Origin of the sequence: Nitrospina sp. 32_T5, from assembly GCF_052156635.1 — a bacterium.
Taxonomy (GTDB): Bacteria; Nitrospinota; Nitrospinia; order Nitrospinales; family Nitrospinaceae; genus Nitrospina.
This window is the reverse complement of the sequence record NZ_JBQKUO010000002.1, coordinates 588,819-614,141: the sequence shown is the minus strand read 5'-3', so window position 1 is coordinate 614,141 and position 25,323 is coordinate 588,819. Positions and strand designations below refer to the sequence as shown.

Below are 25,323 nucleotides of genomic sequence, written 5' to 3'. Positions count from 1 at the left end.
TCAATACGAATTTCCTGCCCCCAAACGATCAAAAATCTGATAATACAATAGATTTCATGGATATATCTGATTTCGATTTTCACCTGCCGGACGAATTGATCGCGCAGACCCCCACTGAAGAAAGGGATGCTTCCCGCCTTATGGTGGTGGACCGCATCACTGGAAAAATTGAGCACAGGATGTTCCCGCACATCACGGAATTTCTGACTGACCGTCCCCTGCTGGTTTTCAACAACACCCGCGTGCTCCCGGCCAAACTGGAAGGACACCGAACCGATAACGGCAAGCCGGTGGAGTGGCTTCTGGCCCGCAAGGTGGAATCCGGCTCATGGCTTGTTCTGACACGTGGACTGTCCAGGCTCAAGCCCGGCCAGACGTTCCGGTTTGGAAATGAATTGAGTGCCGTGTTTGAGGGGGTGGAGGAGGCAATGGCCCGGGTGCGATTTTCCAGTGAAGAACTATTGCAAGCCACTCTGAACCAGAAAGGCAGGATGCCCCTTCCGCACTACATCAAGCGCTCGGGGGAACTGGGGGAGAAAATGGATTCCCTGGACCGGGAACGTTACCAGACTGTGTTTGCCGAAGAGGCAGGGGCGATTGCCGCACCCACCGCCGGCCTGCATTTCACGCCTGAGTTGATGAATTTATTGAAAAAAAAAGCGGAACTGAGTTTTCTAACTCTTCATGTGGGCCCGGGCACATTCCAGCCCCTGAGGACAAACAAGGTTGTGGACCATCAAATGAAGGAGGAGTTTTACCGGATCCCCGCGTCCACCTGGAACCAAATTCACCAGGCGAGAGCCGAGGGACGGCCCGTTTTCGCGGTAGGTACAACCAGCACTCGCGTACTGGAATCGGTCAATTTCGATACAGCCACAGAAAAGGACGTGGAAGGCTGGACGAATCGGTTTTTATATCCCGGCCAAACCTTTCGCAACGTGGACCGGTTGCTTACGAACTTCCACCTGCCCCGTTCCACCCTGTTTTTACTGGTCTGCGCCTTTGCCGGAAAACCCCTGATGGATCAGGCGTACAGGGAAGCCATAACGAGAAAGTACCGTTTTTTCAGTTACGGGGACGCCATGCTGATTCTGTGACACGACTGCAGTCGCCAGTCAACTTTCCTGACTGTTGACAGCCTGCTTGAAGTGCTTCCCGGACTTGAAACGAACCACTTTACGGGCGGAAATTTCAGCTTCCTCACCGGTTTTGGGATTGCGCCCCATGCGCTTGGTCTTGGCCTTGACCTGGAAGGTTCCAAAACGCCGCAAGATCACAGGTTCACCCTGCCCCAAAGATTCCTTAATAAGCTTGATTACGGTTTCCACCGCTTCTTCAGCTTTGGCCCGGGACAGGCTCGCTTCCTGAGATACATGGTTGATAATATCTTGCTTGGTCATGCTCCCTCCTTCAGTTCACGAAAATGAAAATGATATAAGCCTATTTATCAGGCATTTTCACCTGTTTTCCGCCCCTCATGGCTATGCATCATTGGGTATCCTGCAAATCCACCTCCACCGGTGCAGCCACACCGGGAGGACCCGCCAAGGTGCCAGATCTGCCAACCAAGCCTCGATCGAACTTGATGTACTGTCCTATCGACACGGACACCCTGACTCTTGAATCTACTCGTTACCCAAAGAGGAATGAATCTACTTTACCATTTATTTCAAAATAATCAATAGGTTATTACACTAATTCCGAAACCGGTTTGGCTCAAACTTTGCAGAAACGAAATCCTATACCAAAAGCGCCAAGCTGATACAAAAAATACCATTTAAAACCAACTATTTATGACTATTTTCCAATAAATTACTTAAGCTTACGCGAGGTATCAAATCTGTTATAAATGGTTTGAAATCAATCGTTAAGAAAACTGCTGCCGCATGAATTCAGGATTTATCGGGGTGGGGTACAATCTGGTAAACAGTTTCTCCGGGGCGAACCAGATTTAATTTTTCGCGGGCGACCCGCTCAACCGCCAGCGGGTCCTTTTTGAGGGCTTCGATTTCCTTCTGCAATGCTTTGTTTTCCTGAACCAGGGAGGCATTTCCCTGCTTCAGTTTTTCCAGGTCGTCATTGAAATTAAATACGGTCATCACTCCATCGTCACTGAATACCGCGACCCCGACCATAATGGCAAACAGCAAAAGACTGAGCCCGATCGTAGCCTGAATTTTATTGAGCGGTTTCGTTTTGATGGCCATGGCAAATTACATTCCCAGGTTATAGAACACCTCGCGGCCCTTGAACACGGCCGCTGGGCCAAGCATGTCCTCGATGCGCAACAATTGATTATACTTCGCCACACGGTCGGTACGACACAGGGACCCTGTCTTGATCTGGCCGGAGTTGACGCCCACCGAAATGTCGGCGATGGTGGTGTCCTCCGTCTCACCGGAACGATGTGAAATGACCGCGGTGTACCCGGCCCGTTTGGCCATCTCCACGGCTTCCAGCGTTTCGGTCAGCGTCCCGATCTGGTTCACCTTGATGAGAATCGAATTGCACACGCCTTCCTGAATGCCCTTCTTCAGGATTTTGGTGTTGGTAACAAACAGGTCGTCACCCACCAATTGCGTGGTGTCACCCACTTTCCTGGTGAGCTTCTCCCATCCTTTCCAGTCGTTTTCGGCAAGACCGTCTTCGATGCTGACGATCGGGTACTTCTTCACCAGTTTTGCCAGGTAATCGACCATTTCGTCGGAGGTGAGTTTGGGTTTCTTCTCCGCCTGCAGAACGTATTTTTTATTCTTGTAGAGTTCGCTTGCCGCCACGTCGAGCGCCAGAAGGATGTCCTTGCCTTCCTTGTATCCGGCGCTCTTGATCGCGGCCAGAAGCACCTCGATGGCCTCGGCATTGGACTTGAGGTTGGGCGCAAAACCCCCTTCGTCGCCCACGGCGGTGTTGTACTTTTTCTTCTTGAGCACGGCTTTCAGGTGGTGAAACACCTCGGTTCCCATCTGCAGGGCCTGGTGAAAGCTGTTCGCGCCGACGGGCATGATCATGAATTCCTGGATATCGACGTTGTTGTCGGCATGCGCTCCGCCGTTCAGTACGTTCATCATCGGTACCGGCAGCTCGCACGCGTTGCTTCCGCCAATGTAGCTGAACAGGGGAATGTCGAGATCGTTCGCCGCCGCATGCGCCACCGCAAGAGACACACCGAGAATGGCATTCGCTCCCAGCTTGCCCTTGTTGGCGGTGCCGTCCATCTCGATCATGATGCGGTCGATCAACCTCTGTTCCGTCACCTCGATGCCCACCAGTTCCGGCGCGATCTTGGCGTTGATGTTCTTGACCGCCTTCTGCACTCCCTTGCCCATATAAGTTTTCTTGTCGCCATCGCGCAACTCCAGTGCCTCGCGCGATCCGGTAGACGCGCCGGAGGGCACCGCGGCGCGGCCCATCAGCCCTTCTTCCAGAAACACATCCACTTCCACCGTCGGGTTGCCCCGAGAATCCAGAATCTGTCTTGCCTGAATACCAACGATTTCGCTCATGATTCTCCTCTTGATCCCCTCAACTCATTCAGCGTGTATGGAAATCAACCCTTCGCCTTGTTCAGGGCGTCGCGGTTGGCTTCGATCGTCCGATCGATTTCCTCTTCCGTATGCACGGCGGACATGAATCCCGCCTCGAACTGAGAACAGGCAATGTAAATGCCCGACTCCAGCATTGCGTTGAAATAACGTTTGAAAAATTCGAGGTCGCAGGTGGACACGGTTTCGAAATCCACGACCTCTTTATCGGTAAAAAACATGGAGAACATCGAGCCCACCCGGGTGAAGAACGCGGGCACACCCGCTTCCTCCGCATTCTTGCGGAAGCCCCCGCACAGGCGTTGGCTTTTCGCCTCCAGATCCTCGTACACTCCCTTGCCCGAGAGCAGGTTCAGCATCTCCAGCCCCGCCGCCATTGCAAGGGGGTTGCCGGAGAGCGTGCCTGCCTGGTAAACCGATCCCACCGGCGCGATGTGGTCCATGTACTCCTTCTTGCCGCCATAGGCGCCCACGGGCAGTCCACCGCCAATGATCTTGCCCAGGGTGGTGAGGTCCGGCGTGATGCCGTACACTTCCTGCGCCCCGCCCAAACCGACGCGGAACCCGCTGATGACCTCGTCGAAGATCAGCAGCGCGCCATGTTTGCTGGTGACGTCGCGGAGCGTTTGCAGAAACCCTTCCTTTGGCGGAACGACCCCCATGTTGCCGGCTATGGGCTCGACGATCAGGCAGGCGATCTCGCTACCCATCCTGTCGAACAGTTCGGTCACAGCATCGCCGTTGTTGTAAGGCAGGGTCAATGTGTTTTTCGCCAGGTCCTCGATGACGCCAGGGCAGTCCGGGATGCCCAGCGACATCAGGCCGGAACCGGATTTGACCAGCAGGCTGTCGCCGTGACCGTGAAAGTTGCCCTCGAATTTGACGATCTTGTCGCGCCTGGTGTAGCCGCGCGCCAGGCGGATGGCGCTCATCGTCGCCTCGGTACCCGAACTCACCATGCGCACGCGCTCAATCGAAGGCACGCAGTCGATGACCTTTTTCGCCATCTCGATTTCCAGTTCCGTCGGCGCGCCGAAGCTGGTGCCGTTCTCCGCGGCGCGTTTCACGGCATCGACGATCCGTGGGTGTGCGTGCCCGAAGATGAGCGGCCCCCACGACGCGTTGTAGTCGATGAACTCATTGCCGTCCACGTCCCACAGACGAGACCCATTGGCTTTCTGGATGAACAGGGGATGGCCGCCGACGGCCTTGAATGCCCTGACAGGGCTGTTGACGCCGCCGGGGATGACTTGCTGTGCTGACTCAAACAGGGATTCGGATTTCTTGCGGTTCATAGCTTTCCAAACAGGGTTTCGAGGTCTCGTTTGCGTTGATCGGGAATTTTAGCAGGATCGGTGACGATGGCCTTTTTCGCCGCATCACCGCATTCGCATTGGCGTTCAAGAACGGGTAGCCCCACCACTTCCTTGAGGATGGTCTGCGCCAGTTCGACGTTGTTGTGCATGATCTCCAGCACCTGTTCCAACGTCACCGGCTCCTCTTCAATGTGCCAGCAGTCGTAGTCCGTGGCGAGGGCAATGGTAACATAACAAATGCCCGCCTCGCGTGCCAGCTTCGCTTCGGTGACATTGGTCATGCCGATCACTTCCACGCCCCAGCTGCGGTACACGTTCGACTCGGCCCGCGTCGAAAACTGCGGACCCTCGATGCAAACGTAGGTGCCGCCCGGATGCACCACCGCACCCGCTTTTTGACTGGCTTCCAGCACTTTGCCATGCATGTCGTCACAGATGGGGTCCGCAAGGCTCACATGGCCGACGATGCCGTCGGTAAAAAAGGTACCGATGCGCCGATGGGTGCGGTCGATGAACTGGTCGGGAAGAACGATGTGCCCGGGAGCGATCTCTTCTTTCATGCTTCCCACAGCGCTGACCGACACAATGCGCTCGACGCCGAGTTTTTTCATGGCGAAGATGTTGGCCCGGTAATTGATCTCAGATGGAGTGATGCGGTGGCCGACGCCATGGCGCGGCAGGAATGCGAGTTTCGTTCCCGCAAGCTCCCCGATCACTACTGGATCCGAAGGCGCACCGTAAGGCGTGTCCACGGCGACTTCCTTTTCCACCTTGAGGTCCTTCATGTTGTACAGGCCGCTGCCGCCGATCACGCCGAGAATATCTGCCGCCATCGATTGTCCTTTCTAACTGGAATGGGAAGGTTACGGTTCCAATGAAAACGAATGTTGTAGCAGGGCGGACGCGGAAGTTAAAGAGGAAATGACCCGGGCCCCCTCCCCTGTTTGCATATCAAGGGCCCGGATCACTCCTCGGTGTCCTCTTTCAAATTGTTCGAAACGCGCTCCGCCTTTTGAAGTAGAAACCTGAGTTCGGAGATGCGGTCATCTGTGGCATCAAGAAGACCGGACTCCTGCTTGAGATTTTCGATTTTCGCCGTGATGTCACCGGACAGAACATGCAGTTCGCCCAGACGCTTTTCCAGCGACTCGAATTCGCGAAGCCGGTTTTCGAAAGCTTCCACCTGTTCGCGGCTCTCGCTCGCCGCCCGGGTCAGATCATTGACCTGAGAAAGGGCATCATCCAGATTTTGCCTTTCCGAGTCAAGACGTTCGCGTTCGGATTGAATCTCCGCAATGCGGCCTTCCAGTTGCGCCAGGTTTTCCTGCACCTCGCGCACTTTCGACACCTGACCCGCCACCGATTCCGCCCGCGTTTCCAACTCCGCGAGCTTGTCTTCCAAATGACGCGACTGTTTCTCCGCACGGGCAACATGCGCTTCCTTTTCTTCAAGCGTTGCCTGACGCCGTTGAAGATCTTTTAAAATGCGGTCGATGGCGTCCAGCTTCTCATCCGTGGCGGCAACGGCTTTCTGCCGTTCATCGATGGCAGACTGCCTGGAATCGAGATCAGCGAGAGCGGCATCGAGTCCGGCTTTCAACGCATCCATCTTCTCCACCTGCGCCTGCGACGCATCGACTTCCTTCACCCGCTTCTGCAAATCTTTCTCCAGCGTCGTCATGGTGTACACGAGGTGGCTGAGGCGTTTCTCCCGCTCCTCCCATTCGGCCTTCTCCCGGCTGGCGTGCTCGATGCGCGACTCAATGCCGTCGGCCAGTTCTTTCAAACGTGCCAGCCGCCCTTCCATTTCCTCCAGTTGGCCGATCTGACGATTGAGACTGCCGGTTTTGACGTTGGCCTCTTCAATAAAGAATTCGAGGCCATCGATCTTTTTCTCCAGTTTTTCGATCAACCCCTTGCGCTGGAGCTGGTCCTCGAGCTTTTCCTCCATGTTGTGAATCATGGCGGAAAGACCGTTCACCCGTTTTTCAACCTCGTTCAACCAGTCGCGTTTTTCGAGAATGCTCTCCAGCCGTTTCGCCGCCTCCTCGCCCAGTTCTTTATTCCTGGTAAAGGTGGATTCAATGGATGCCGCCCCTTTCAACTCCTCGCGGAAGCGTTCAATCCGCCGTTCGGTTTCCTGCGCCGTGTCCTCGAATGATTTGAGGTTCTCGGCAAAGGTGTCGAGCTTCCCCGCTTCGGCTTGCAGGGTTTCGAGCTTGTTTTGAATGGTGGATTCGAGCAGGGTCTGGAGCGAACCGATCTTCTCCTCCAGCTTGTGAACTTCAGCCTTGTCCTCGTGAAGTTGCACCAGCTGGGTTTTGACCTTGTCGGCCATCGTCTCCAGCTCTTCCATGCGCGCGCCGACTTCACGAATGCGGTCGGTTTTCTCGCTGATTCGGTCGGCTTCGACATGAAGGTCACTGGTCTCTTTCAACAGGCGGTCCACCGTCTCCTGCACGGTTTTGACCTGTTCCCGTTGCGCAAGCACCTTGTCGGTTTGAAGTTTAGCCTGGCTCAAATGCTGCTTCACATCTCCCAGGCTGCGCAGGTAACTGCCCACCACTTCGCGGTCCTTTTTGACCGTAGCGAAACGGTGGTCCAAGTCTCTGACCAGGGATTTGAGATCGCCGACGCGGTCGGACGACTCCTTCATTGTCGTGCGGAAGCGCGTTACTTCCTCCACCTGCCCGCCCGCCTTGTTCAGCAGGGACTCTATTTTGGCAACGCGTTTCTCCGCATCGCGCAGTTTCCCGCTGTCTTCTTTCAGCTTGGTGATCTTGCTTTCCATATCCCACACCAGCGCGTTCAGCCGTCCGGATTCTTCATTGGCCTTCTCGGCGGTGCGTTTCTGCTGGCTGAGGGACTTGGTTTTCTGCTCCACTTCGTCGTGCAAGGCGCGCACGTTCTTGAGATCCTGTTTGAGTTCCTTGAACTGGACCTCAAGCGTGGAGGCGGTGGACTCGAATTTGCCGATCGACCCCTCCAGCGCCTGCATCTCTTTCAGGCGTTTTTGCAGGGTGTCGAGTTTTTTGAATGTATCGGGGAGGAATTGACTGAATTTTTCGAAATACTGTTTCGTATCGGAGAGTTTGCCGACGTTGTTCTCGAAGTAGTCGAGCAGGAGTTGCAGGTTTTTGCGTTCCTGCGCCGCCGTCTGGAGCAGTCGCGAAAGTTCCGCGGAGTCGGCGGGGCGCCACTCGGAACCGCGGACGTTCGGATCGCGCGGGGAATCTTCGGCTGAATGGTCCGGCATCGGTCAAATCTCCGAGGTGCCGGCCGGGAGCCGGCAATTCGTAAGTATATGTATTTTAATTATTTTTGGAGATTTGTAAAGGCCGGGAAGGGTCCAGGAGGAAAAAGTGAGCCTGCCATGGCGAGGGGGAGGGTCAGCGAATCAGGGCTTCCGCAATCTGCACAGCGTTCAGCGCCGCGCCTTTTCTCAGGTTGTCGGACACCACCCACAGGTTGAGGGCTTTCGGGTTGGCGAGGTCCTTGCGGATGCGTCCCACCATCACCTCGTCACGCCCGGCGGCGTCGATGGCCAGCGGATATTCGTTTTTCTCGGGAGCATCGACCACGCTGACGCCCGGAAAGGCGGACAGCACGCGGCGCACCTCGGCGACCTCGATCTGTTCATCGGTCTCGACGTACACCGACTCCGAATGCGAGTACATCACCGGCACCCTGACCGTGGTCGGCGTGACCTGGATGCTGTCGTCACCCATGATCTTGCGGGTCTCGTTGACCATCTTCATCTCTTCCTTGGTGTAGCCGTTGTCGAGAAACGTGTCGATGTGCGGCAGGCAGTTGAACGCGATCTGGTGCGGATAGACGTTCTTCACCAGGGGTTCGCAGTTGAGCGCGTTTTTGCTCTGGTGGGTCAACTCGTCGATGGCCTTCTGCCCCGAACCCGACACCGACTGGTAGGTCGAGACAATGACCCGTCGTACACGGAATCGGTCGTGCAGGGGTTTCAAGGCCATCACCATCTGGATGGTCGAGCAGTTGGGATTGGCAATGATGCCCGGCCCGCTCTGGATTGCATCGGGGTTCACCTCCGGCACCACCAGCGGAATGCCCGGTTCCATGCGGAACGCACTGCTGTTATCAATGACGACGCACCCCGCCTCCACCGCCTTCGGCCCGAACTGCCGGCTGGTCGAGGCACCCGCCGAAAACAGCGCGATATCGATGCCCGCGAACGAGTCGTCCTTCAACTCCTGCACGGTGACGGGTTTGCCGTGAAACGGCAGTTCGCTTCCCGCCGAACGGCTCGACGCCAGCAGGCGCAGTTCCGCCACCGGGAACTTGCGTTCCTCCAGGGTGGCGATCATGGTGCGGCCCACGGCTCCCGTGGCGCCCACCACCGCGACATTGTATGAATCTTTTTTCTGCATTACAGTTTCTTCTCCAGAGCCTGCACGACGAGGTCGCCCATCGCCTTGCAACCCACTTCCTTCATGCCGCTCGACATGATGTCTTTCGTACGGTACCCCTCTTCCAGAATCGATTCAACCACGTTTTCGAGTGCGGTGTTGACGTCTTCGCGGTCGAGCGAATACTTGAACATCATGCCCACCGACAGGATGGTCGCGAGCGGGTTGGCCATGTCTTTTCCGGCGATGTCCGGGGCGCTGCCGTGAATCGGTTCGTACATCGCCGTCTTGCCGCCGAGGCTGGCCGACGGCAACATGCCGATGGAGCCGGTGAGCATGCTGGCCTCGTCGCTCAAGATATCGCCGAACATATTGGTGGTGACAATGACGTCGAACTGCTTGGGATTCCGCACCAGTTGCATGGCGGCGTTGTCCACGTACATGTGCGACAACTCGACCTCGCTGTATTCTTTTTCGTGAACACCGGTCACCACCTCGCGCCACAGGCCGGTGGCTTCCAGCACATTGGCCTTGTCCACGGAACAGACTTTCTTGTTGCGCTTGAGGGCGACGTCGAAGGCGACCTTGGCGATGCGGACGATTTCGCTTTCCGTGTAGACCAGCGTGTTCGTGCCGCGCCGCTCGCCTCCCTGAAGCGCCACCACGCCGCGTGGCTCGCCGAAATAAATGCCGCCGGTGAGTTCCCGCACCACGAGGATATCGAGCCCTTCCACCACTTCCGGCTTGAGCGTCGAAGCCTGGGTGAGCGCGCGGAACACCTTGGCCGGCCGCAGGTTGGCAAACAGTTGCAGTTCAGAGCGCAGTCCCAGCAGAGCCCGTTCAGGCCGCAGGGAAAAATCGATGGTCTCCCACTTCGGACCGCCCACCGCCCCCAACAGAACCGCATCGGCTTCCTTCGCCGCCTGCAGGGTATCGCCCGGAAGGGGGTGTCCGGTCGCCTCGTATCCCGCGCCGCCAACGGGCTTTTCGTTCAAATTCAATTTGAGGCCGAGGCGCGTCTCCACCACCCGGAGGACCTTCACCGCTTCGGCAATCACTTCGGGGCCGATGCCATCGCCCGGCAGAACCGCAATCGTGTATTCCTGACTCATACCTGTCGCCACCTTTCAAAAATGAAACGGAGCATTATACCCGAAAACCCGCCAGTGCCGAAAGCCGATCACTTTTTTTTAGATGCCGTGCGACGCCTGGCTTTCGGTTTGTCATAAAACACCTCGACCAGGCAGAGTCCGCGTGCCGGGGCGGTGGGGCCGGCCTGTCTGCGGTCCCGCGCTTTCAGAATCTCCAGAATGGCGTCGGGTTCGATGCGCCCGTAGCCCACCTCGATCAATGTACCGACGAGATTACGCACCATGTGTTTCAAGAAACCATTGCCATCGACAGAGAACTCGATCCAGTCACCGCGTTTTCTGACGGTGAGGTCAAAGACCTCGCGCACCGTGCTTTTGGCCTCGCACCCCGCCCCCTGGAACGATTTGAAATCGTGTTTGCCCACCAGGTGCCGCGCGGCATTGCGCATGGCGACGATTTTCAGCGGCTGGGCGACGTAATGAGCCTGTTTGCAACGCAGGGCGGAGGGATAGTCCCGATTGAGCAGGGTGTAGCGGTAGATCTTGCGTGTGGCGGATTTGCGCGCGTGAAACCCCGAATCCACCTCTTCAACCGCTTTCACCACAATGTCGTGCGGCAAAAGACTGTTGAGGGCTTTCAGGAACTGGCGCGGGGTCATCTTCGAGATGGTGTTGAAATGCGCTACCTGCCCTTCCGCATGCACGCCGGAATCGGTGCGCCCGGAACCGACCACCGGGGTTTTCCTGCCGGTGATGGTCTCCAGCCGTTTCTCCAGCACTTCCTGGATGGTGATCCCGTTCGGCTGAAACTGCCAGCCGTGGTACTGGCTGCCTTCGTATTCGAGGAGGAGTTTGATGCGGCGCATGGGGGGATATTACATGAAAAAAATCGCGACAGTCTCGGACCGTCGCGATTTTTATCCTTAAGAGCTCCGAATTATCGAAGCGTCCACGTTTATACGTGGATCATGAGTGGATCACAAATGATTGGTGTCGGCTGTCTGGCGCGGTGGACTCATGGCTCCTCTTGACCCTCCCGATGGATTGGACCATTTCTCACATCACTAATATAGTCCCTCATTACGGCCCCGCAAGAGGGCAAAAGGCTGAAATTCCGAGGGGAAACTAATTCTTTCCAATCGGGGGCAAATTCTATAAGATAGGGGCCATCGGACGCAACAGCCAGATACTCGAATCGATTCAAATCAAAGGAGTTTCAGGATGAAAACGTACAACGACCTGGCTTCTGACGGCGGTTCCAACATTGTGGAACAGGTGGTCAGCCAACAGCAGAAACTGCGCGCCAGGATGGATAAAATAAAGCACAAGGTTTGCCTGATGAGCGGCAAGGGGGGTGTCGGAAAAAGCTCCATCACCGCCAACGTGGCGGCGTGCCTCGCCCAGCGCGGGCACAAGGTGGGGATTCTGGACGCGGACCTCAACGGCCCCAGTGTCGCCAAACTCCTGGGCGTGCCCAACGACGCCAAGTTGAAAGTCGAGGAAGAAGGCGTGCATCCCGGCGAGGGTGCGCTGGGTATCAAGATCATGTCCATGGACATGCTGTTGCCAAGCGCCGATGCTCCCGTCATGTGGACGGAAGACGAAAAAGCCAGCGCCGTCTGGGTGAGCACCATGGAGTCGACCGCCCTGCAGGAACTGTTGCGTGACACCATCTGGGGCGAACTGGATTATCTATTGATCGACATGCCTCCGGGCAGCGACCGTATCGACAACATCCGCGACCTGATTCCGGAACTGGCGGGCGTTGTGGAGATCACCATCCCCTCCCCCATCTCCCAGCACATCGTGTCGAAATCGATCACCAAGAACTCAAAACTGAAAGTACCGATCATCGGGCTGGTGGAAAACATGGCCACCTACGTGTGCCCGCATTGCAACGAGGAAGGCTCCCTGTTCGAGGGGCAAAACGTCGAGGAGTTGGCCAAAACGAAGGGCATCCCCTTCCTGGGCCGGGTCCCCTTTGACAGCCGGGTATCGAAGGAGTCCGGGAAAAACAAACTGTTTGTTACCGAGTACCCCGATTCGATCACCGGCAAAGCGCTCGGCGCCGTCGTCGATGGCATCGAGAAATTCATTCAATCGAAATAAAACAAGTTAAGGAGAGGACCCATGAAGTTCCTTTGCATTCCCTGCGACGAGCAGATGGAAACTCAAAAAGATGGTCTCTTGATGACCGATGACAGCAAGAACATCGCTCTCAAGTTCAAATGCAAAAAATGCGGGCATATGATCGCCATGCTGACCAATAAATTTGAAACGGAGTTCGTGAGCAAGCTCGGCGTGGAAGCAGGCGGCGCCTCGGAGTTCGGCAAAACGCCGTTCGGAATGGTGGGCAGTTCACTGGCCGGAGGCAAGGAAGAGCTCAAGAAAGCGGAGCCCAGCGACGAAGGCGATGTCGAGTGGACGCAGGAAGCCAAGGACCGCATCCAGAAGGTCCCCTTCTTCGTGCGCGGCATGGCCAAAAAGACCGTCATCAACTTCGCCAAGTCCAAGGGCATCAAGGTTATTGACGCGGCCCTGATGGACGAGGTGCGCGACAAGGTGGGCATGTAACAACCCGCTCACCGCGAACAAAAAAACAACGGGTCGGCCTCTTTCAGGCCGACCCGTTTTTTATTGCAAATACTTTTTAAACGTAAAAACTCACGCCGCGTTCTGCGACTTGCACTCGCCGCACTGGCACAATCGCCGCAACAATTCATACGGGTAAAGCCCCGTGCTGTGGCCGTCGTTCCAGTCGAACTGCAAAGCATAAAGACCCACCGCCTTGATCTTGAGGGGGCGGATGCTGTCCGGAATCATGCCCGGCTTGATTTTCTTTTCCCCCGTCCATTCGTCGATGCAGTGCGCGCACGGACATTTTTCGCGGAGCAACTTCACCGGATACACCGATTCGTGCCCATCCGGCCAGGTGATTCCCAGCGTGGATTCGTCCACCTGCTTCACATCGCTGGGAGTCATTTCACTCTCTTCCATTTTTTTCTTCGGCTCTTCGCTCATACCCATTCCGGTTTCAGGTTTCTATTGTGCTCAGCTTGAAGACGTCACGCTTTCCAGGCCAGTTCGAAACTGGAATCGATTTTCTTTTCCGCACTCGCCTGGTTGATGCTGATCTGCGCCGCGACTTTTCCCGCCAGTTCCTTATAAGCCAAAGAGGCCGGAGAATCGGGATTGCTCAGGAGGATCGGCACGCCCGAATCGCCCCCGGCAACCACATCCGGGATGAGTGGGATGTCACCCAGGAACGGCACCTTGGAATCGTCGGCCAGCTTCTGCCCGGCGCCGGACTGGAAGATGAAGTGTTTTTTGTCACAACCGTCACAGACGAAGTAGCTCATGTTCTCAATCACACCCAAAACAGGAACCTTCACCTGCCGGAACATCTTGACGCCCTTGTCGGCGTCGATGGCGCTGATCTGCTGGGGGGTGGTGACAATCACCCCGCCGGACAGCGGAGCCCGCTGGGTGAGGGTCAACTGCACATCGCCCGTGCCCGGAGGCAGGTCGATGACCAGGTAATCCAACTCACCCCACTCCACGTTCTGCAGGAACTGCTGGATGATTCCGCCCAGCATGGGGCCACGCAACATCAGCGGCTGTCCCTCTTCCGTGAGGAAAGCGGCGGAGATGACTTTAAGATTGTATTTCTCGTGCGGGAAGAATTTGTTGTTGTCTGCGCCCCTCGGCGGTTTGATGGGCATGCCCAGCATTTTCGGAATGCTCGGGCCGTAGATGTCCGCATCCATCAGGCCGACTTTGGCACCACTCAGGCTGAGGGCAATGGCGAGGTTGGTGCTGACGGTGGATTTGCCCACGCCGCCCTTGCCACTGGCCACGGCGATGATGTTTTTCACGCCGGTCAGAATGGGTTGCTGATGCTCGGAAGGCCGCACGTTGGAGGTCATGTTGACCGTGACGTCCTTCACGCCTTCGATTTCACCGACCTTGGTCTGGCATTCGTTTTTCAATTCCTCTTTCACCGGACAGGCGGGAGTGGTCAATTCCACGTCGAACTTCACCTTGCCGTCTTTGGTTTCGAGGTTTTTGACAAACCCAAGGTCCACTATATTCTTATGCAGATCGGGGTCCATGACCGTCTTCAAAGCCCCGATGACTTTTACCTGTAAATCTTGATCCGACATATTTCGCTCCCGGGATGGATCACAAATAGATTGACTTGACGCGTGTCTTTATTCGAGATTTATAAGATTCAAGGCCGCGCCTGACAAGGCGGCCTGAGGGATGGCTTCCGTCAATTCGAAAAAGAAGGGGTCATTTGCCCGCTTCCTTGGTTTTAGGATGGCAAATCCCCAAAAAAAGTTTTCTAAAATACATCATTGCATGGAATATGGGAAATTGAAAACCCATTCTCCCAACCTGCTTCGGGGAGATTTTCCTATTCCCCGCGAAAGAATCGTATAAAAAACCATATTACAATATATAGTGTACATTCGAAAGCAGCGCCCACAACATAATGTATTTTAGTCTTTACAAAAGTTGGGCACTGTGTTAGTCATTTTACTTAAGTCATTAATTTTAAAGGGTCTAAAATACCCTCTAATGACGCATCCGGTCCCGAGCCCTAATTTAACATTGGGCCCTGTTTCCCATCCTCCTCCATCGTGGACGTAGAGATGATGGACCCCGGACCCGCCCTTCGCAACGGAGGCCGGTCCTCTGGCAAATCACCCTGTTTATCCTTCGGTCATGGCAAACGAAAAAGAATCAGATATCACTCAGGAACTTGAAAACCGGTTTCTCACCTATGCCCTTTCCACCATCGTTTCCCGTTCCCTGCCGGACGTGCGTGATGGATTGAAGCCGATTCACCGCCGCATCCTGTATGCCATGAACGGCATGGGTGTGGGCGCGGAAGCCAAGCCGGTGAAGTCAGCCAAAATCATCGGAGAGGTGCTGGGTAAGTTTCATCCGCACGGCGACACTTCCACCTACGATTCCATGGTGCGAATGGCGCAGGACTTCGCCATGCGTTACCCATTGGTGGACGGCAAGGGCAATTTCGGATCGGTGGACGGCGACTCCCCTGCTGCATACCGTTACACGGAAGGCAAGTTGACGCCTATCACCAGCTACATGCTGGCCGACATCAAGAAGAACACCGTCGAGTTCCGCGTCAACTACGACAACACCCTGCAGGAACCCGTTATCCTGCCATCGAAGGTGCCGAACCTGCTCATCAACGGCTCCTCCGGCATCGCCGTAGGCATGGCGTGCTCCTTTCCCAGCCACAACCTGAAAGAGGTCATGAACGCGCTCATGTCGCTCATCGACGACCGCAATCAGACGACGACGCAGATCATGAAACACATCAAGGGACCCGACTTCCCGACCGGCGGCATTTTGCTCAATTCCAAAACCGAACTGCGCAAGATGTACGAGGAAGGCTCCGGCAACCTGAAGGTGCGCGGCAAATGGACGATGGAAACCCTGGCGCGGGGCAAAACACAGATCGTCATCACCGAAATCCCTTACGGCGTCAACAAGGCGCGGCTGATCGAGAAGATCGCGGAGATCATCATCGCCAAAAAACTGCAGGCTCTCACCGACATCCGCGACGAAAGCGATGAAAACGTGCGCGTGGTGCTGGAGATCAAGTCCGGGAGCGACCCCGAAAAGATCATGGCCTACCTCTTCAAGCACTCGGACCTGGAAAGCGGTTTCCAGATCAACTTCAACTGCCTGAAGCCGAACGGCGAGCCCGAACGCTTGTCCATCGGCGAGTTGTGCCTGCATTTCCTGGACTTCCGCAAGGACGTGGTGACGCGCCGCATCAAATATGACCTTGAAGTGCTGGAGAAACGGCTGCACATCCTGGACGGCTTCGCAGTCATCTTCAAAGATCTCGACAAGGCACTGAAACTCATCCGGTCGTCCAAGTCCAAGGACGAAGCGGCGACGAAACTCAAAAAGACGTTCAAACTGGACGACGAACAAACGGCGGCCATTCTCGACATCCCGCTCTACCGGCTGGTGTCGATGGAAATCGACAAGATTTTGCAGGAACAGAAGGAAAAGAAAAAGGAACAGAAGCGGCTGAAAGACATCCTCAAGTCTGAAAAGAAAATCTGGCAGGAAGTCAAAACCGAATTGAAGGAGATCACGGACAAGTACAGCGACAAACGCCGGACCCAGTTCGGTTCCGATGACGGGGTGGAATTCAACGCTGAGGACTTCATCGAGCATGAGGACGTAGCCCTGGTGATCAGCAAAAACGGCTGGCTCCGCAAGATGAAATCCGTATCCGACCCGGCATCCCTAAAGTACAAGGAAAACGATGGCCTGCTGGAAATGGCGCGTGTCAACACGGCGGACCTTGTCGCCTTCTTCACCTCCCACGGCGTGGTGTATGTGCAAAAGGTCCACGCCCTGCCCTACACCCGCAGTGGATTCGGCGAACCCATCCAGAACCTGTTCAAGTTCGGCGACGGAGAGCGCGTGATCAGGATGCTTCCGTTGCTGTCGCCCCAATCGGTGGAAGCCCGGGAAGCGGCCAGGGGCGAGCAGCAGAGCCTTCCTTTGGATGGCATCGGCCAGGAGGAAGACGCGGAACTGTTGCTGGTGAATTCCGCAGGCTACGGTTTCCGTTTCGCCACCGAAAACCTGGGCGAGACCACCCGCTCCGGCAAGAAGGTGATGACGCTGAAAAACAACGCGCGTCTGATAACGGTCATCCAGACCGTCGGCACCCATGCCTTTCTGCTGACGGAGGCAGGCAAAGGCATGCTGGTGAAGCTGGACCAGATCACGCAGCTGAGCGGGGCGGGCGTGGGTGTCCGCCTGATCAACGTCGGCGACAGCCGGTTCCTCGCAGCAAAATGTGTGAAAAAACGCCAAACGGTGGAACTTCTGCTGGATAGCGGCAAAACCAAAGAACTTAAAATGACGGCGGTGCCGGAATACAACCGTGGGAGCCAGGGCGTCGGTGTGGTCAAACGCGTCAAGGTCGTCCGCATTATGGAAAATTGAATTAGACAATGAGCACATATCAAGCAAAAGACATCCAGGTATTGGAAGGGCTGGAACCGGTCCGCAAACGGCCGGGCATGTACATCGGCTCCACCTCGTCCACAGGACTGCACCATCTCGTGTGGGAAATCCTCGACAACTCCGTCGATGAAGCGCTCAACGGCCACTGCAATCACATAGAGGTCACCATCCACCGCGAGGACGAGATCACCATCAAGGACAACGGCCGCGGCATCCCCGTGGACACGTTTCGCAAAACCAAAAAGAGCGCGATGGAAATCCTGTTCACCACGCTCCATTCAGGCGGAAAATTCCAGGAGGGCAATTATAAAGTGTCCGGCGGTTTGCACGGCGTCGGCATGGCGGTGGTGTGCGCGCTGTCGAAATCCCTCACCGCGACTTCCCGGCGCGACGGCTTCGAGTGGACGCAGAGTTATTCCTGCGGCAAGGCCGAGGGCAAACTGAAAAAAGGCAAAGCCACCCGCAACCGCGGTACAGAAATCACCTTCCGGCCGGATCCGAAAATATTCCCCAAGATTGCGTGGAACGTGAAAGCCATCCTCGAGCAGGCGGAATCGAAGGCCTTCCTCAACAAGGGGCTGAAGATCACCGTGCGCGAAAATAAAAACACCCACGTGTTCCAGTACCCGGAAGGCATCAAGGACTTCATCCGCAAAATCACCCCGGCCAACGTGTCGCTCACTCCGGAACCGATGTACGTGGAGAAGGAGGATAAGGAGCTCAGGCTGGAAGTGGCGTTTTTGTGGACGTCGAAAACCGATACGGTGATCCATTCCTATGCCAACGCCATCAAAACCATCGACGGCGGCACCCATGAAAACGGATTCCGCAACGGCATCACCAAGGCGCTTCGCGCCTACATCGAGCGACGCAACCTGTTACCCAAAGGCGTTTCCGGCATCACCGGAGACGACGTGAAAGAAGGACTTGTCGCCATCATCAACATCTACTTGCAGGGCGATGTCGAGTTCCAGGGCCAGACCAAGGGGCGACTCAACTCGGACATCACGTCCCAGGTGGACTCCGTGGTGCGTCATTCGCTGGAAGACTTTTTAAACACACACCAGACGCAGGGGGACCTGCTGTCCAACCGGATCATCCTGGCGGCGCAGGCACGCATCGCCTCCCGTCAGGCCAAGGACTCCGTCAACCGCAAATCGAACATCTCGCACCGGCTCAACCTGCCGGGAAAACTTTCGGATTGCTCGTCCACTCTCCGGGATGAGTCCGAATTGTTCATTTGTGAAGGCGATTCCGCCGGCGGCTCCAGCAAACAGGCACGCGACCGCAAAACGCAGGCCATCCTTCCCATTCGCGGCAAAATTCTTAATGTTGAAACCGCGACCAAGGACAAGATCCTAGCCAACCAGGAAATCCAGAACATTGTCTCCGCCCTCGGAACAGGAATCGAACCAAATTACCAGTATGAAAAACTGCGTTATGGAAAAATCATTCTCATGACCGATGCCGATGTGGACGGGGCCCATATCTGCACCCTGCTCCTCACTTTTTTCTACCGTTTCATGCCGCGCCTGATCCACGAAAACCATCTCTACATCGCCCAGCCCCCCTTGTATCGCATCGATGCCGGCAAAAAGACCTTTTACGCTATCGACGACAAGGAAAAGAACAAGATTGTCTCCAAGCTGAACGGTGCGAAATACGAAATCGGCCGCTTCAAAGGTCTGGGAGAAATGCCCTCCTCCGATCTCAAAAACACCACCATGGACAAATCCAACCGCACCCTGATCCGCGTGACTATTGCCGATGACAGGAATACCGACGTCACTTTCGACCGTCTGATGGGCAAGGACGCCCAGAACCGCTTCAAGTTCATTAAAGAGAAAGCCGTATTTTTTCAAGACCTCGATATCTGATAATATCCGTCCGCCTTAAAAAAAGTCCTCAAAGCTACCGCAAATGCACGTATTTCCCGACCAATTCGGCACTCCACCCAAAAAATAATTTTAAAACACCTCTAAACCTTGTAAAATTAATGATGTACTACTAGAGTTACACTTAGCGTTAATTTATCAGGTTTCATACCACCTTGAACGATTCGCCTCCGCAAAGAAACCCGAAGGCTCCGGGAAATCCCGCGCAAAAACGGGCCGCCCGCCAGACCGCTCCACAGACGCAGGCCGCTGGCCGTGAGCGCCGTTCCGCAGACAAACTGCGCACCCTGGTCAACAAAATTCTGTCCTCCAACAGCATCACCCGAACCCTGTTTGAATTGATCGGCGAATTCAGGGAACTGTTTGATGCTGACAAGGTGACCGTTTTTGCCATCGACCGGCCCAAACGCCAGTTGTTCTCCCGAAACTTCAAGGACAACCAGGTTGAAGAGATCCGGGTGGATATCTCGCCCAAAAGTCTGGCCGGCTTTGTCGCGGCATCGGGCCGCACCCTGAATGTCCTCAATGCATACGACGGCAAGGAGCTCAGTCGTATTCATCCTGAGTTGACACTCGAAAAATCGTTTGACGAAAAACTGGGATACAAGACGAAGTCGGTATTGGTTGTTGCGCTGCCCCACAACCGCAAGATGATGGGGGTCCTTCAAGTCATCAACAAACGGGGCAAGCCCCACTTCACCGATCAGGATGTCCGGCTGGCAAAGGAACTGGCCAGCACCCTGGGTCATGCCATCGTCAAGATGCAGACCGAGATCATTGATGAAAAAATCCAGGCCACTTCGCACGCCATTCATTCCGCCGGGACACTGGATGAAATCCTGATGGAATTGAAAATGCCGATCCTTCAATTATTCGATTGCAGGCTTGCAGTCATTTATGCTCTCGATCCGGCAAAAAAAGACCTGTTTGCCAAACTGAAGACCGGTGGGGGAGAAAGCGAAGTCCGTTGCGCCCTGGGTCCCGCCACCCTGCCCGGTTGCGTGGCAACCGAAAAACGCGTTCTCAATGTGAAAAACGTGCATGACCAGGTGGAACTGGTGGAATACCACCCTGAGATGGTTTACGAGCGAACCCTTGAAAATTCGCTGGGGGAAAAGGCGAAGAGCATGCTGGTCGCCCCGCTTGTGCACGAAGGCAAGGTGATGGGCGTGTTGCAGCTTGCCAACAAGCAGAATGAAATCGCGTTCACCCCGCAGGATGAACGGAGCATCAAAACCATCGCAGATTCCCTGGCGCTGGCCATCAAGAACAAGCAGAAACAGAAGATGGCCAAGCCGACCAAGTTCAGCTACCTCATCAACAACGGTATCATCACCCAGGATGAATTGACCAAGGCGATCTCAAAAGCACGTACCAGCGGTGTCGATATCGAGACCATTCTTCTCGACGAATACAAAATCAACCGCAGTGATTTTGGCAAATCCCTGGAGGAGTTTTACAACATTCCTTATTACGGCTATTCTCCGGATATCGTATTGCCACAATCATTGTTCACCGGTCTCAATACCAACTTTCTTCTCAAGAACAACTGGCTTCCCATCGCCAAAGATGAAGAGCAGAACCGGGTTACCATCCTTACCGACAACCCGGCGAACCAGGACAAAATTCAAAGTATCAAACTGATTTTCACCAAGCGGACCCTCGAATTCAAAGTAGGACTGCGTGCGGACATTCACGACTTTCTCAATGCCACTCCTGAAGACGACAGCCCCGGCGCCATGCCCGCGGATACCGGCGACGTGGACACCCTTCTCAGTGCCCTTCAAAGTGAAAAGGATGTTGAGGTCGATTCGGGGAATGAGGAAGATGAAGTCAGCGCCATCAGCGAAACCGACAGCACCATCGTCAAGCTGGTGAACAAGGTATTGATCGACGCCTACGACAACGGTGTGTCGGATATCCACATCGAGCCGGGCCTCGGGAAAAAGGCCATGCGCATCCGGTTTCGCAAGGACGGTTCCTGCCGTGTGTATCAGGAAATTCCCCCCATGTACCGGCAGGCATTTCTCTCCCGTATCAAGATCATGTCGAAGCTGGATATTGCCGAGCGGCGGCTTCCACAGAGCGGCAAGATCAAAATGAAATACGGCAAGAAAGACATCGAGTACCGCGTTGAAACCTGCCCGACGGTGGGTGGAAACGAAGACGCGGTTCTGCGTATCCTTGCCGCCAGCAAACCGATTCCCCTGGAGAACATGAATTTCTCCGACCGCAACCTGAAATTGATTCAGGCGATGGCGTCCAAACCATACGGACTCATCCTGTGCGTCGGGCCGACCGGTTCCGGTAAAACCACCACCCTGCATTCCACTTTGGGTTTCATCAACACTCCGGAAAAAAAGATCTGGACTGCGGAAGACCCGGTGGAAATCACGCAGGACGGCCTCCGCCAGGTGCAGATGCTCAACAAGATCGGACTCGACTTCGCCCGCGCCATGCGTTCGTTTCTGCGCGGCGACCCGGACGTCATCATGGTGGGTGAGATGCGCGACGTGGAGACCTGCGCCGTCGGTCTGGAAGCTTCCCTCACGGGTCACCTTGTGTTCAGCACCCTGCACACCAACTCCGCCCCGGAAACCATCACGCGTCTTCTCGACATGGGCATGAACCCCCTGAACTTTGCCGACGCCCTCCTGCTTATTGTTGCCCAGCGGCTGGTACGCACCCTCTGCAAAAGCTGCAAAAAGGAATATCACCCCACCAAGGAAGAGTACGACACCCTGGTGAAAGAATATGGCGACCCCGAACTTTTCGCCAAAAACGTCAAAATTCCTTACTCCGATGATCTCATGTTGCAGGGTCCGGAGGGTTGCGAAAAATGCAACAACACCGGGTATGCGGGTCGTACCGGATTGCATGAATGCCTTGAGGGAACGGACGACATCAAACGCATGATCATGAAAAGTTCACTGGTAGAAGAACTTCGGCAGCAGGCCATTCAGGATGGAATGACCACCCTGAAGCAGGATGGCATCTGGAAGGTCTTTAAAGGCGATTGTGACCTCAAACAAGTGCTCGCGGTCTGCATTCAGTAGGAACCGTTCCTCTCCCGGAAAACATTGAAGTTATTCGGGAAGGTATTTATACTGTTTTCATCCAAATTCATCGCATGGAGTAATCAGTCCTGACCCGGGTGGTCGAAGACGTCGCGTTGCGAAGTAGCTGTTCCTGTCACTGTTGATTATCTTTATGACGACCGATTCTGCTACCCTGGAAATGAAAGTCCAGGAAATCAGTGCCCAGATCCAGTCATCGGGTGATTTGTGGTCCCTGCTTCCCGGATTGCTGGAAGAATTGAAAGGGTTGTTTCCCAGCGAAGCGGTGGTGCTATACAAATTGGACCGGGCCAACAAGGAACTGGTTTCCTGTCATGAATTGGGTTACGGAGTTCAAGAGCACCGGTTGCCGTTGAAAAACGATATGCTGGCGGGGCACGCAACACTCAACGGTCGGCCGATTTTATTAAAAAACGCGGGAGAGTTGGGTTCCATACTGGCAATGAACCCCAACTTCAAAATCGGCTCCACCGTTGATGAAGTGCTGGATCTCGAAACCCGGTCTTTGATGGTTTTGCCCCTGCCCTACAAGAAAAAAGTTGTGGGGATTGTGGAATTCGTCAACAAAGTCGGAAACGGCGGGTTCTCGGAACAGGATTTCAAAATTTCCAAGGAACTTGCACCCTACTTGGGATTTTTAGTAACCAAACTGGATGGGAACAGTACCATGACTGCAAGAAATTCCCCGACCATGGATACGCCTGGTTCCAAACCACTCTCCTCTGCCGAACTGCAGGAAAAGCTCGTCAAAATCATCAATGACATCCACTCAGCCAAAAACGTGGATGAAATCCTGATCAGCCTGAAGGACCGCATTCTGGAATTGTTCGATGCGAGCCTCATTACAGTTTATGCCGTCGATCCGGTGCGCAACGAAGTTTATTCCAAAGTCAAATCCGGTGAGAAAATCAATGAAATCCGGGTCCCCATTGCTCCACAGAGCATCGCCGGCTGCGTAGCCATGGAACAGAGAATGGTGGTCATTAAGAATGTATACGATGACCGGGAATTAAAAAAGTTTCACCCCGAACTGACGTTCGACAGTTCCTGGGACAAAATTTCAGGTTTCCAGACCAAAAGCATGCTTGTGACGCCCCTCATCCATAAAGACAAAATGATGGGGGTTTTGCAGTTGATCAACAAAAAGAACAACCAGCCTTTTAACGTCATTGACGAAAAAAGCGCCAAGGTCGTCTCCGAAACTCTAGCCCTTGCTTTTTACAACCAGTCGAAATTCGTTCAACAAAAACCCACGAAGTTTTCTTATCTCCTGCAACAGGGCTTGCTGACTGACATCGAACTGAATAAAGCCATCAACCGCGCCCGCAAGGAACAGATGGATATCGAAAACATCCTTCTGGATGAACTCGGTATTTCGAGAAAGGAGCTTGGCAAATCACTGGAAAACTTTTACAAGATCCCGTACATGGGATACGAAGACGGAATGGTCCTGCCCGCAACCATTTTCGAAGGATTGAACCTTAACTTTCTGTCGAAAAATCACTGGGTACCCGTTGAACGCGAAGACGACAAGGTGGTCATCGTTATCGACAACCCCAACAACCTCGATAAAATCCAGAACATCAAGCTCATCTTCGTCAAAAAGAAGATTGAGTTCCGCGTCGGGTTGAAGGCCGACATCCGTGACTTTCTGAATGCCGCTGTGGCGGAGGAGTCGGCCGGGGCTCCTCTGGAAGAAATGTCCACCCTGCTCAACGCGCTGGAAAGTGAAAAAGACACCGAACTGGCTTCAGAAGAGGACGAGGATGGAAACGCTATCAGCGAAAGCGACAACACCATCGTCAAACTGGTGAACAAAATCCTGACCGACGCCTATGACAACGGCGTGTCCGACATACATATCGAACCGGGCATGGGCAAGGACCACATGGTGGTGCGTTTTCGTAAAGACGGAGCCTGCCGCGTATACCAGGAAATTCCACCCATGTACAAATTCGCCATGATGTCCCGCCTCAAAATCATGGCACGTCTGGATATCGCGGAAAAACGCCTGCCCCAGGACGGCAAGATCAAACTCAAATACGGGGGGAGGGAAGTGGAATACCGCCTTGCCACCTGCCCCACTGTGGGAGGCAACGAGGACGCGGTTCTGCGTATCCTTGCCGCCAGCAAACCGATTCCCCTGGAGAACATGAATTTCTCCGACCGCAACCTGAAATTGATTCAGGCGATGGCGGCGAAACCCTATGGCCTGATTCTGGTGGTGGGGCCGACCGGTTCCGGTAAAACCACCACCCTGCACTCCACCCTCGGTTACATCAACACCCCGGAAAAAAAGATCTGGACCGCCGAGGACCCGGTGGAAATCACGCAGAAAGGATTACGTCAGGTGCAGATGCTCAACAAGATCGGGCTCGATTTTGCCCGCGCCATGCGTTCCTTTCTGCGCGGTGACCCGGACGTCATCATGGTGGGTGAGATGCGCGACGCGGAGACCTGTGCCATCGGTTTGGAAGCGTCCCTAACGGGTCACCTGGTTTTCAGCACCCTGCACACCAACTCCGCACCTGAAACCATCACGCGTCTTCTCGACATGGGCATGAACCCGCTGAACTTTGCCGACGCCCTCCTCCTCATTGCGGCCCAGCGCCTCGTGCGCACGCTTTGCAAAAACTGCAAGGAGGAATACCACCCCACCAAAGAGGAATACGATACGCTTGTGAATGAGTATGGGGATCCGGAACTGTTCGCCAAAAACATCAACATCCCATATTCAGACGATCTCAAACTGTATGGACCCAAGGGCTGCGAGAAGTGCAGCGACACGGGTTATGCAGGGCGGACGGGTCTCCACGAGGTCCTGGAGGGCACGGCGGAAATCAAACGCATGGTCATGAAGCAGGCTCTGGTCGAAGAATTGCGCGACCAGGCCATCAAGGACGGTATGACCACCCTGAAGCAGGACGGCATCTGGAAAATCTTCAAGGGGGATTGCGACCTCAAGCAGGTGCTGGCGGTCTGTATCGTATAAAG

18 protein-coding genes are annotated in these 25,323 nt (G+C 54.9%); 7 read left to right on the top strand and 11 right to left on the bottom strand.

Annotation, left to right across the window (positions count from 1 at the left end; genetic code table 11):
• Nucleotides 1–56: 56 nt before the first annotated feature.
• Nucleotides 57–1,097, top strand: a complete 1,041-nt coding sequence (queA, locus tag ACTRW9_RS07665; RefSeq protein ID WP_442428887.1) for a tRNA preQ1(34) S-adenosylmethionine ribosyltransferase-isomerase QueA — start codon at nt 57–59, stop codon at nt 1,095–1,097.
• An 18-nt stretch (nt 1,098–1,115) separates the two neighbouring features.
• On the opposite strand, the gene ACTRW9_RS07660 is transcribed toward queA, so the two are convergent.
• The 9 genes from ACTRW9_RS07660 to truA all read right to left on the bottom strand — a co-directional run bounded on the left by ACTRW9_RS07660 (nt 1,116) and on the right by truA (nt 11,194).
• Nucleotides 1,116–1,400 carry an integration host factor subunit alpha gene (locus ACTRW9_RS07660; RefSeq protein ID WP_442425617.1) on the bottom strand — a complete coding sequence of 95 codons (285 nt, stop codon included), beginning with the start codon at nt 1,398–1,400 and terminating at the stop codon, nt 1,116–1,118.
• A gap of 492 nt (nt 1,401–1,892) precedes the next feature.
• Nucleotides 1,893–2,207, bottom strand: a complete 315-nt coding sequence (locus tag ACTRW9_RS07655; RefSeq protein ID WP_442428886.1) for an FtsB family cell division protein — start codon at nt 2,205–2,207, stop codon at nt 1,893–1,895.
• Nucleotides 2,208–2,213: 6 nt separating this feature from the next.
• A complete protein-coding gene (gene eno, locus ACTRW9_RS07650; protein ID WP_442428885.1) occupies nt 2,214–3,503 on the bottom strand; it encodes a phosphopyruvate hydratase in 1,290 nt (429 codons plus the stop codon).
• A 44-nt stretch (nt 3,504–3,547) separates the two neighbouring features.
• Nucleotides 3,548–4,837: a glutamate-1-semialdehyde 2,1-aminomutase gene (gene hemL / locus ACTRW9_RS07645; RefSeq protein WP_442428884.1), complete on the bottom strand. Its 1,290-nt coding sequence runs from the start codon at nt 4,835–4,837 to the stop codon at nt 3,548–3,550.
• On the bottom strand, nt 4,834–5,691 hold the full coding sequence (gene mtnP / locus ACTRW9_RS07640) for an S-methyl-5'-thioadenosine phosphorylase (protein WP_442428883.1): 858 nt from the start codon (nt 5,689–5,691) through the stop codon (nt 4,834–4,836). The genes hemL and mtnP overlap by 4 nt, the downstream gene beginning before the upstream one ends.
• A gap of 131 nt (nt 5,692–5,822) precedes the next feature.
• Nucleotides 5,823–8,114 (bottom strand): hypothetical protein, encoded by a 2,292-nt coding sequence (locus ACTRW9_RS07635; RefSeq protein WP_442428882.1) that lies wholly within the window; start codon nt 8,112–8,114, stop codon nt 5,823–5,825.
• Between the two features lie 133 nt (nt 8,115–8,247).
• Nucleotides 8,248–9,258, bottom strand: a complete 1,011-nt coding sequence (locus ACTRW9_RS07630; protein WP_442428881.1) for an aspartate-semialdehyde dehydrogenase — start codon at nt 9,256–9,258, stop codon at nt 8,248–8,250.
• On the bottom strand, nt 9,258–10,349 hold the full coding sequence (gene leuB, locus ACTRW9_RS07625) for a 3-isopropylmalate dehydrogenase (protein ID WP_442428880.1): 1,092 nt from the start codon (nt 10,347–10,349) through the stop codon (nt 9,258–9,260). The genes ACTRW9_RS07630 and leuB overlap by 1 nt, the downstream gene beginning before the upstream one ends.
• Before the next feature lie 68 nt (nt 10,350–10,417).
• A complete protein-coding gene (gene truA, locus ACTRW9_RS07620) occupies nt 10,418–11,194 on the bottom strand; it encodes a tRNA pseudouridine(38-40) synthase TruA (RefSeq protein WP_442428879.1) in 777 nt (258 codons plus the stop codon).
• A 355-nt stretch (nt 11,195–11,549) separates the two neighbouring features.
• On the opposite strand from truA, the gene ACTRW9_RS07615 reads away from it, so the two are divergent.
• A complete protein-coding gene (locus tag ACTRW9_RS07615) occupies nt 11,550–12,437 on the top strand; it encodes a P-loop NTPase (RefSeq protein WP_442425626.1) in 888 nt (295 codons plus the stop codon).
• Between the two features lie 21 nt (nt 12,438–12,458).
• Nucleotides 12,459–12,902 carry a PCP reductase family protein gene (locus tag ACTRW9_RS07610; RefSeq protein WP_005010681.1) on the top strand — a complete coding sequence of 148 codons (444 nt, stop codon included), beginning with the start codon at nt 12,459–12,461 and terminating at the stop codon, nt 12,900–12,902.
• 90 nt (nt 12,903–12,992) lie between these two features.
• Here ACTRW9_RS07610 and ACTRW9_RS07605 read toward each other — a convergent pair whose 3' ends face one another.
• Both ACTRW9_RS07605 and ACTRW9_RS07600 read right to left on the bottom strand, forming a co-directional pair.
• On the bottom strand, nt 12,993–13,349 hold the full coding sequence (locus tag ACTRW9_RS07605) for a DUF971 domain-containing protein (RefSeq protein WP_442428878.1): 357 nt from the start codon (nt 13,347–13,349) through the stop codon (nt 12,993–12,995).
• A gap of 44 nt (nt 13,350–13,393) precedes the next feature.
• Nucleotides 13,394–14,491, bottom strand: coding sequence for an Mrp/NBP35 family ATP-binding protein (locus tag ACTRW9_RS07600; RefSeq protein WP_442428877.1), 1,098 nt, complete (start codon nt 14,489–14,491; stop codon nt 13,394–13,396).
• A 565-nt stretch (nt 14,492–15,056) separates the two neighbouring features.
• Between ACTRW9_RS07600 and ACTRW9_RS07595 the strand changes: the two genes are divergently transcribed.
• From ACTRW9_RS07595 to ACTRW9_RS07580, 4 genes are all read left to right on the top strand, one after another.
• Nucleotides 15,057–17,336 (top strand): DNA gyrase/topoisomerase IV subunit A, encoded by a 2,280-nt coding sequence (locus ACTRW9_RS07595; RefSeq protein WP_442428876.1) that lies wholly within the window; start codon nt 15,057–15,059, stop codon nt 17,334–17,336.
• Between the two features lie 8 nt (nt 17,337–17,344).
• Complete coding sequence (locus tag ACTRW9_RS07590; RefSeq protein WP_442428875.1) at nt 17,345–19,234, top strand: DNA gyrase/topoisomerase IV subunit B; 1,890 nt, start codon at nt 17,345–17,347, stop codon at nt 19,232–19,234.
• Nucleotides 19,235–19,407: 173 nt separating this feature from the next.
• Nucleotides 19,408–22,308: an ATPase, T2SS/T4P/T4SS family gene (locus ACTRW9_RS07585; protein WP_442428874.1), complete on the top strand. Its 2,901-nt coding sequence runs from the start codon at nt 19,408–19,410 to the stop codon at nt 22,306–22,308.
• 154 nt (nt 22,309–22,462) lie between these two features.
• Nucleotides 22,463–25,321, top strand: coding sequence for an ATPase, T2SS/T4P/T4SS family (locus ACTRW9_RS07580; RefSeq protein WP_442428873.1), 2,859 nt, complete (start codon nt 22,463–22,465; stop codon nt 25,319–25,321).
• The last annotated feature ends 2 nt before the right edge of the window (nt 25,322–25,323 follow it).

What these genes read in the sequence shown, in the direction of transcription:
- ACTRW9_RS07660 (WP_442425617.1), bottom strand. Translation starts at nt 1,400, where the DNA reads ATGACCAAGCAAGATATTATCAACCATGTATCTCAGGAAGCGAGCCTG.
- queA (WP_442428887.1), top strand. Translation starts at nt 57, where the DNA reads ATGGATATATCTGATTTCGATTTTCACCTGCCGGACGAATTGATCGCG.
- ACTRW9_RS07635 (WP_442428882.1), bottom strand. Translation starts at nt 8,114, where the DNA reads ATGCCGGACCATTCAGCCGAAGATTCCCCGCGCGATCCGAACGTCCGC.
- ACTRW9_RS07655 (WP_442428886.1), bottom strand. Translation starts at nt 2,207, where the DNA reads ATGGCCATCAAAACGAAACCGCTCAATAAAATTCAGGCTACGATCGGG.
- truA (WP_442428879.1), bottom strand. Translation starts at nt 11,194, where the DNA reads ATGCGCCGCATCAAACTCCTCCTCGAATACGAAGGCAGCCAGTACCAC.
- ACTRW9_RS07630 (WP_442428881.1), bottom strand. Translation starts at nt 9,258, where the DNA reads ATGCAGAAAAAAGATTCATACAATGTCGCGGTGGTGGGCGCCACGGGA.
- leuB (WP_442428880.1), bottom strand. Translation starts at nt 10,349, where the DNA reads ATGAGTCAGGAATACACGATTGCGGTTCTGCCGGGCGATGGCATCGGC.
- ACTRW9_RS07590 (WP_442428875.1), top strand. Translation starts at nt 17,345, where the DNA reads ATGAGCACATATCAAGCAAAAGACATCCAGGTATTGGAAGGGCTGGAA.
- mtnP (WP_442428883.1), bottom strand. Translation starts at nt 5,691, where the DNA reads ATGGCGGCAGATATTCTCGGCGTGATCGGCGGCAGCGGCCTGTACAAC.
- ACTRW9_RS07600 (WP_442428877.1), bottom strand. Translation starts at nt 14,491, where the DNA reads ATGTCGGATCAAGATTTACAGGTAAAAGTCATCGGGGCTTTGAAGACG.
- ACTRW9_RS07615 (WP_442425626.1), top strand. Translation starts at nt 11,550, where the DNA reads ATGAAAACGTACAACGACCTGGCTTCTGACGGCGGTTCCAACATTGTG.
- eno (WP_442428885.1), bottom strand. Translation starts at nt 3,503, where the DNA reads ATGAGCGAAATCGTTGGTATTCAGGCAAGACAGATTCTGGATTCTCGG.
- ACTRW9_RS07580 (WP_442428873.1), top strand. Translation starts at nt 22,463, where the DNA reads ATGACGACCGATTCTGCTACCCTGGAAATGAAAGTCCAGGAAATCAGT.
- ACTRW9_RS07595 (WP_442428876.1), top strand. Translation starts at nt 15,057, where the DNA reads ATGGCAAACGAAAAAGAATCAGATATCACTCAGGAACTTGAAAACCGG.
- ACTRW9_RS07605 (WP_442428878.1), bottom strand. Translation starts at nt 13,349, where the DNA reads ATGAGCGAAGAGCCGAAGAAAAAAATGGAAGAGAGTGAAATGACTCCC.
- ACTRW9_RS07610 (WP_005010681.1), top strand. Translation starts at nt 12,459, where the DNA reads ATGAAGTTCCTTTGCATTCCCTGCGACGAGCAGATGGAAACTCAAAAA.
- hemL (WP_442428884.1), bottom strand. Translation starts at nt 4,837, where the DNA reads ATGAACCGCAAGAAATCCGAATCCCTGTTTGAGTCAGCACAGCAAGTC.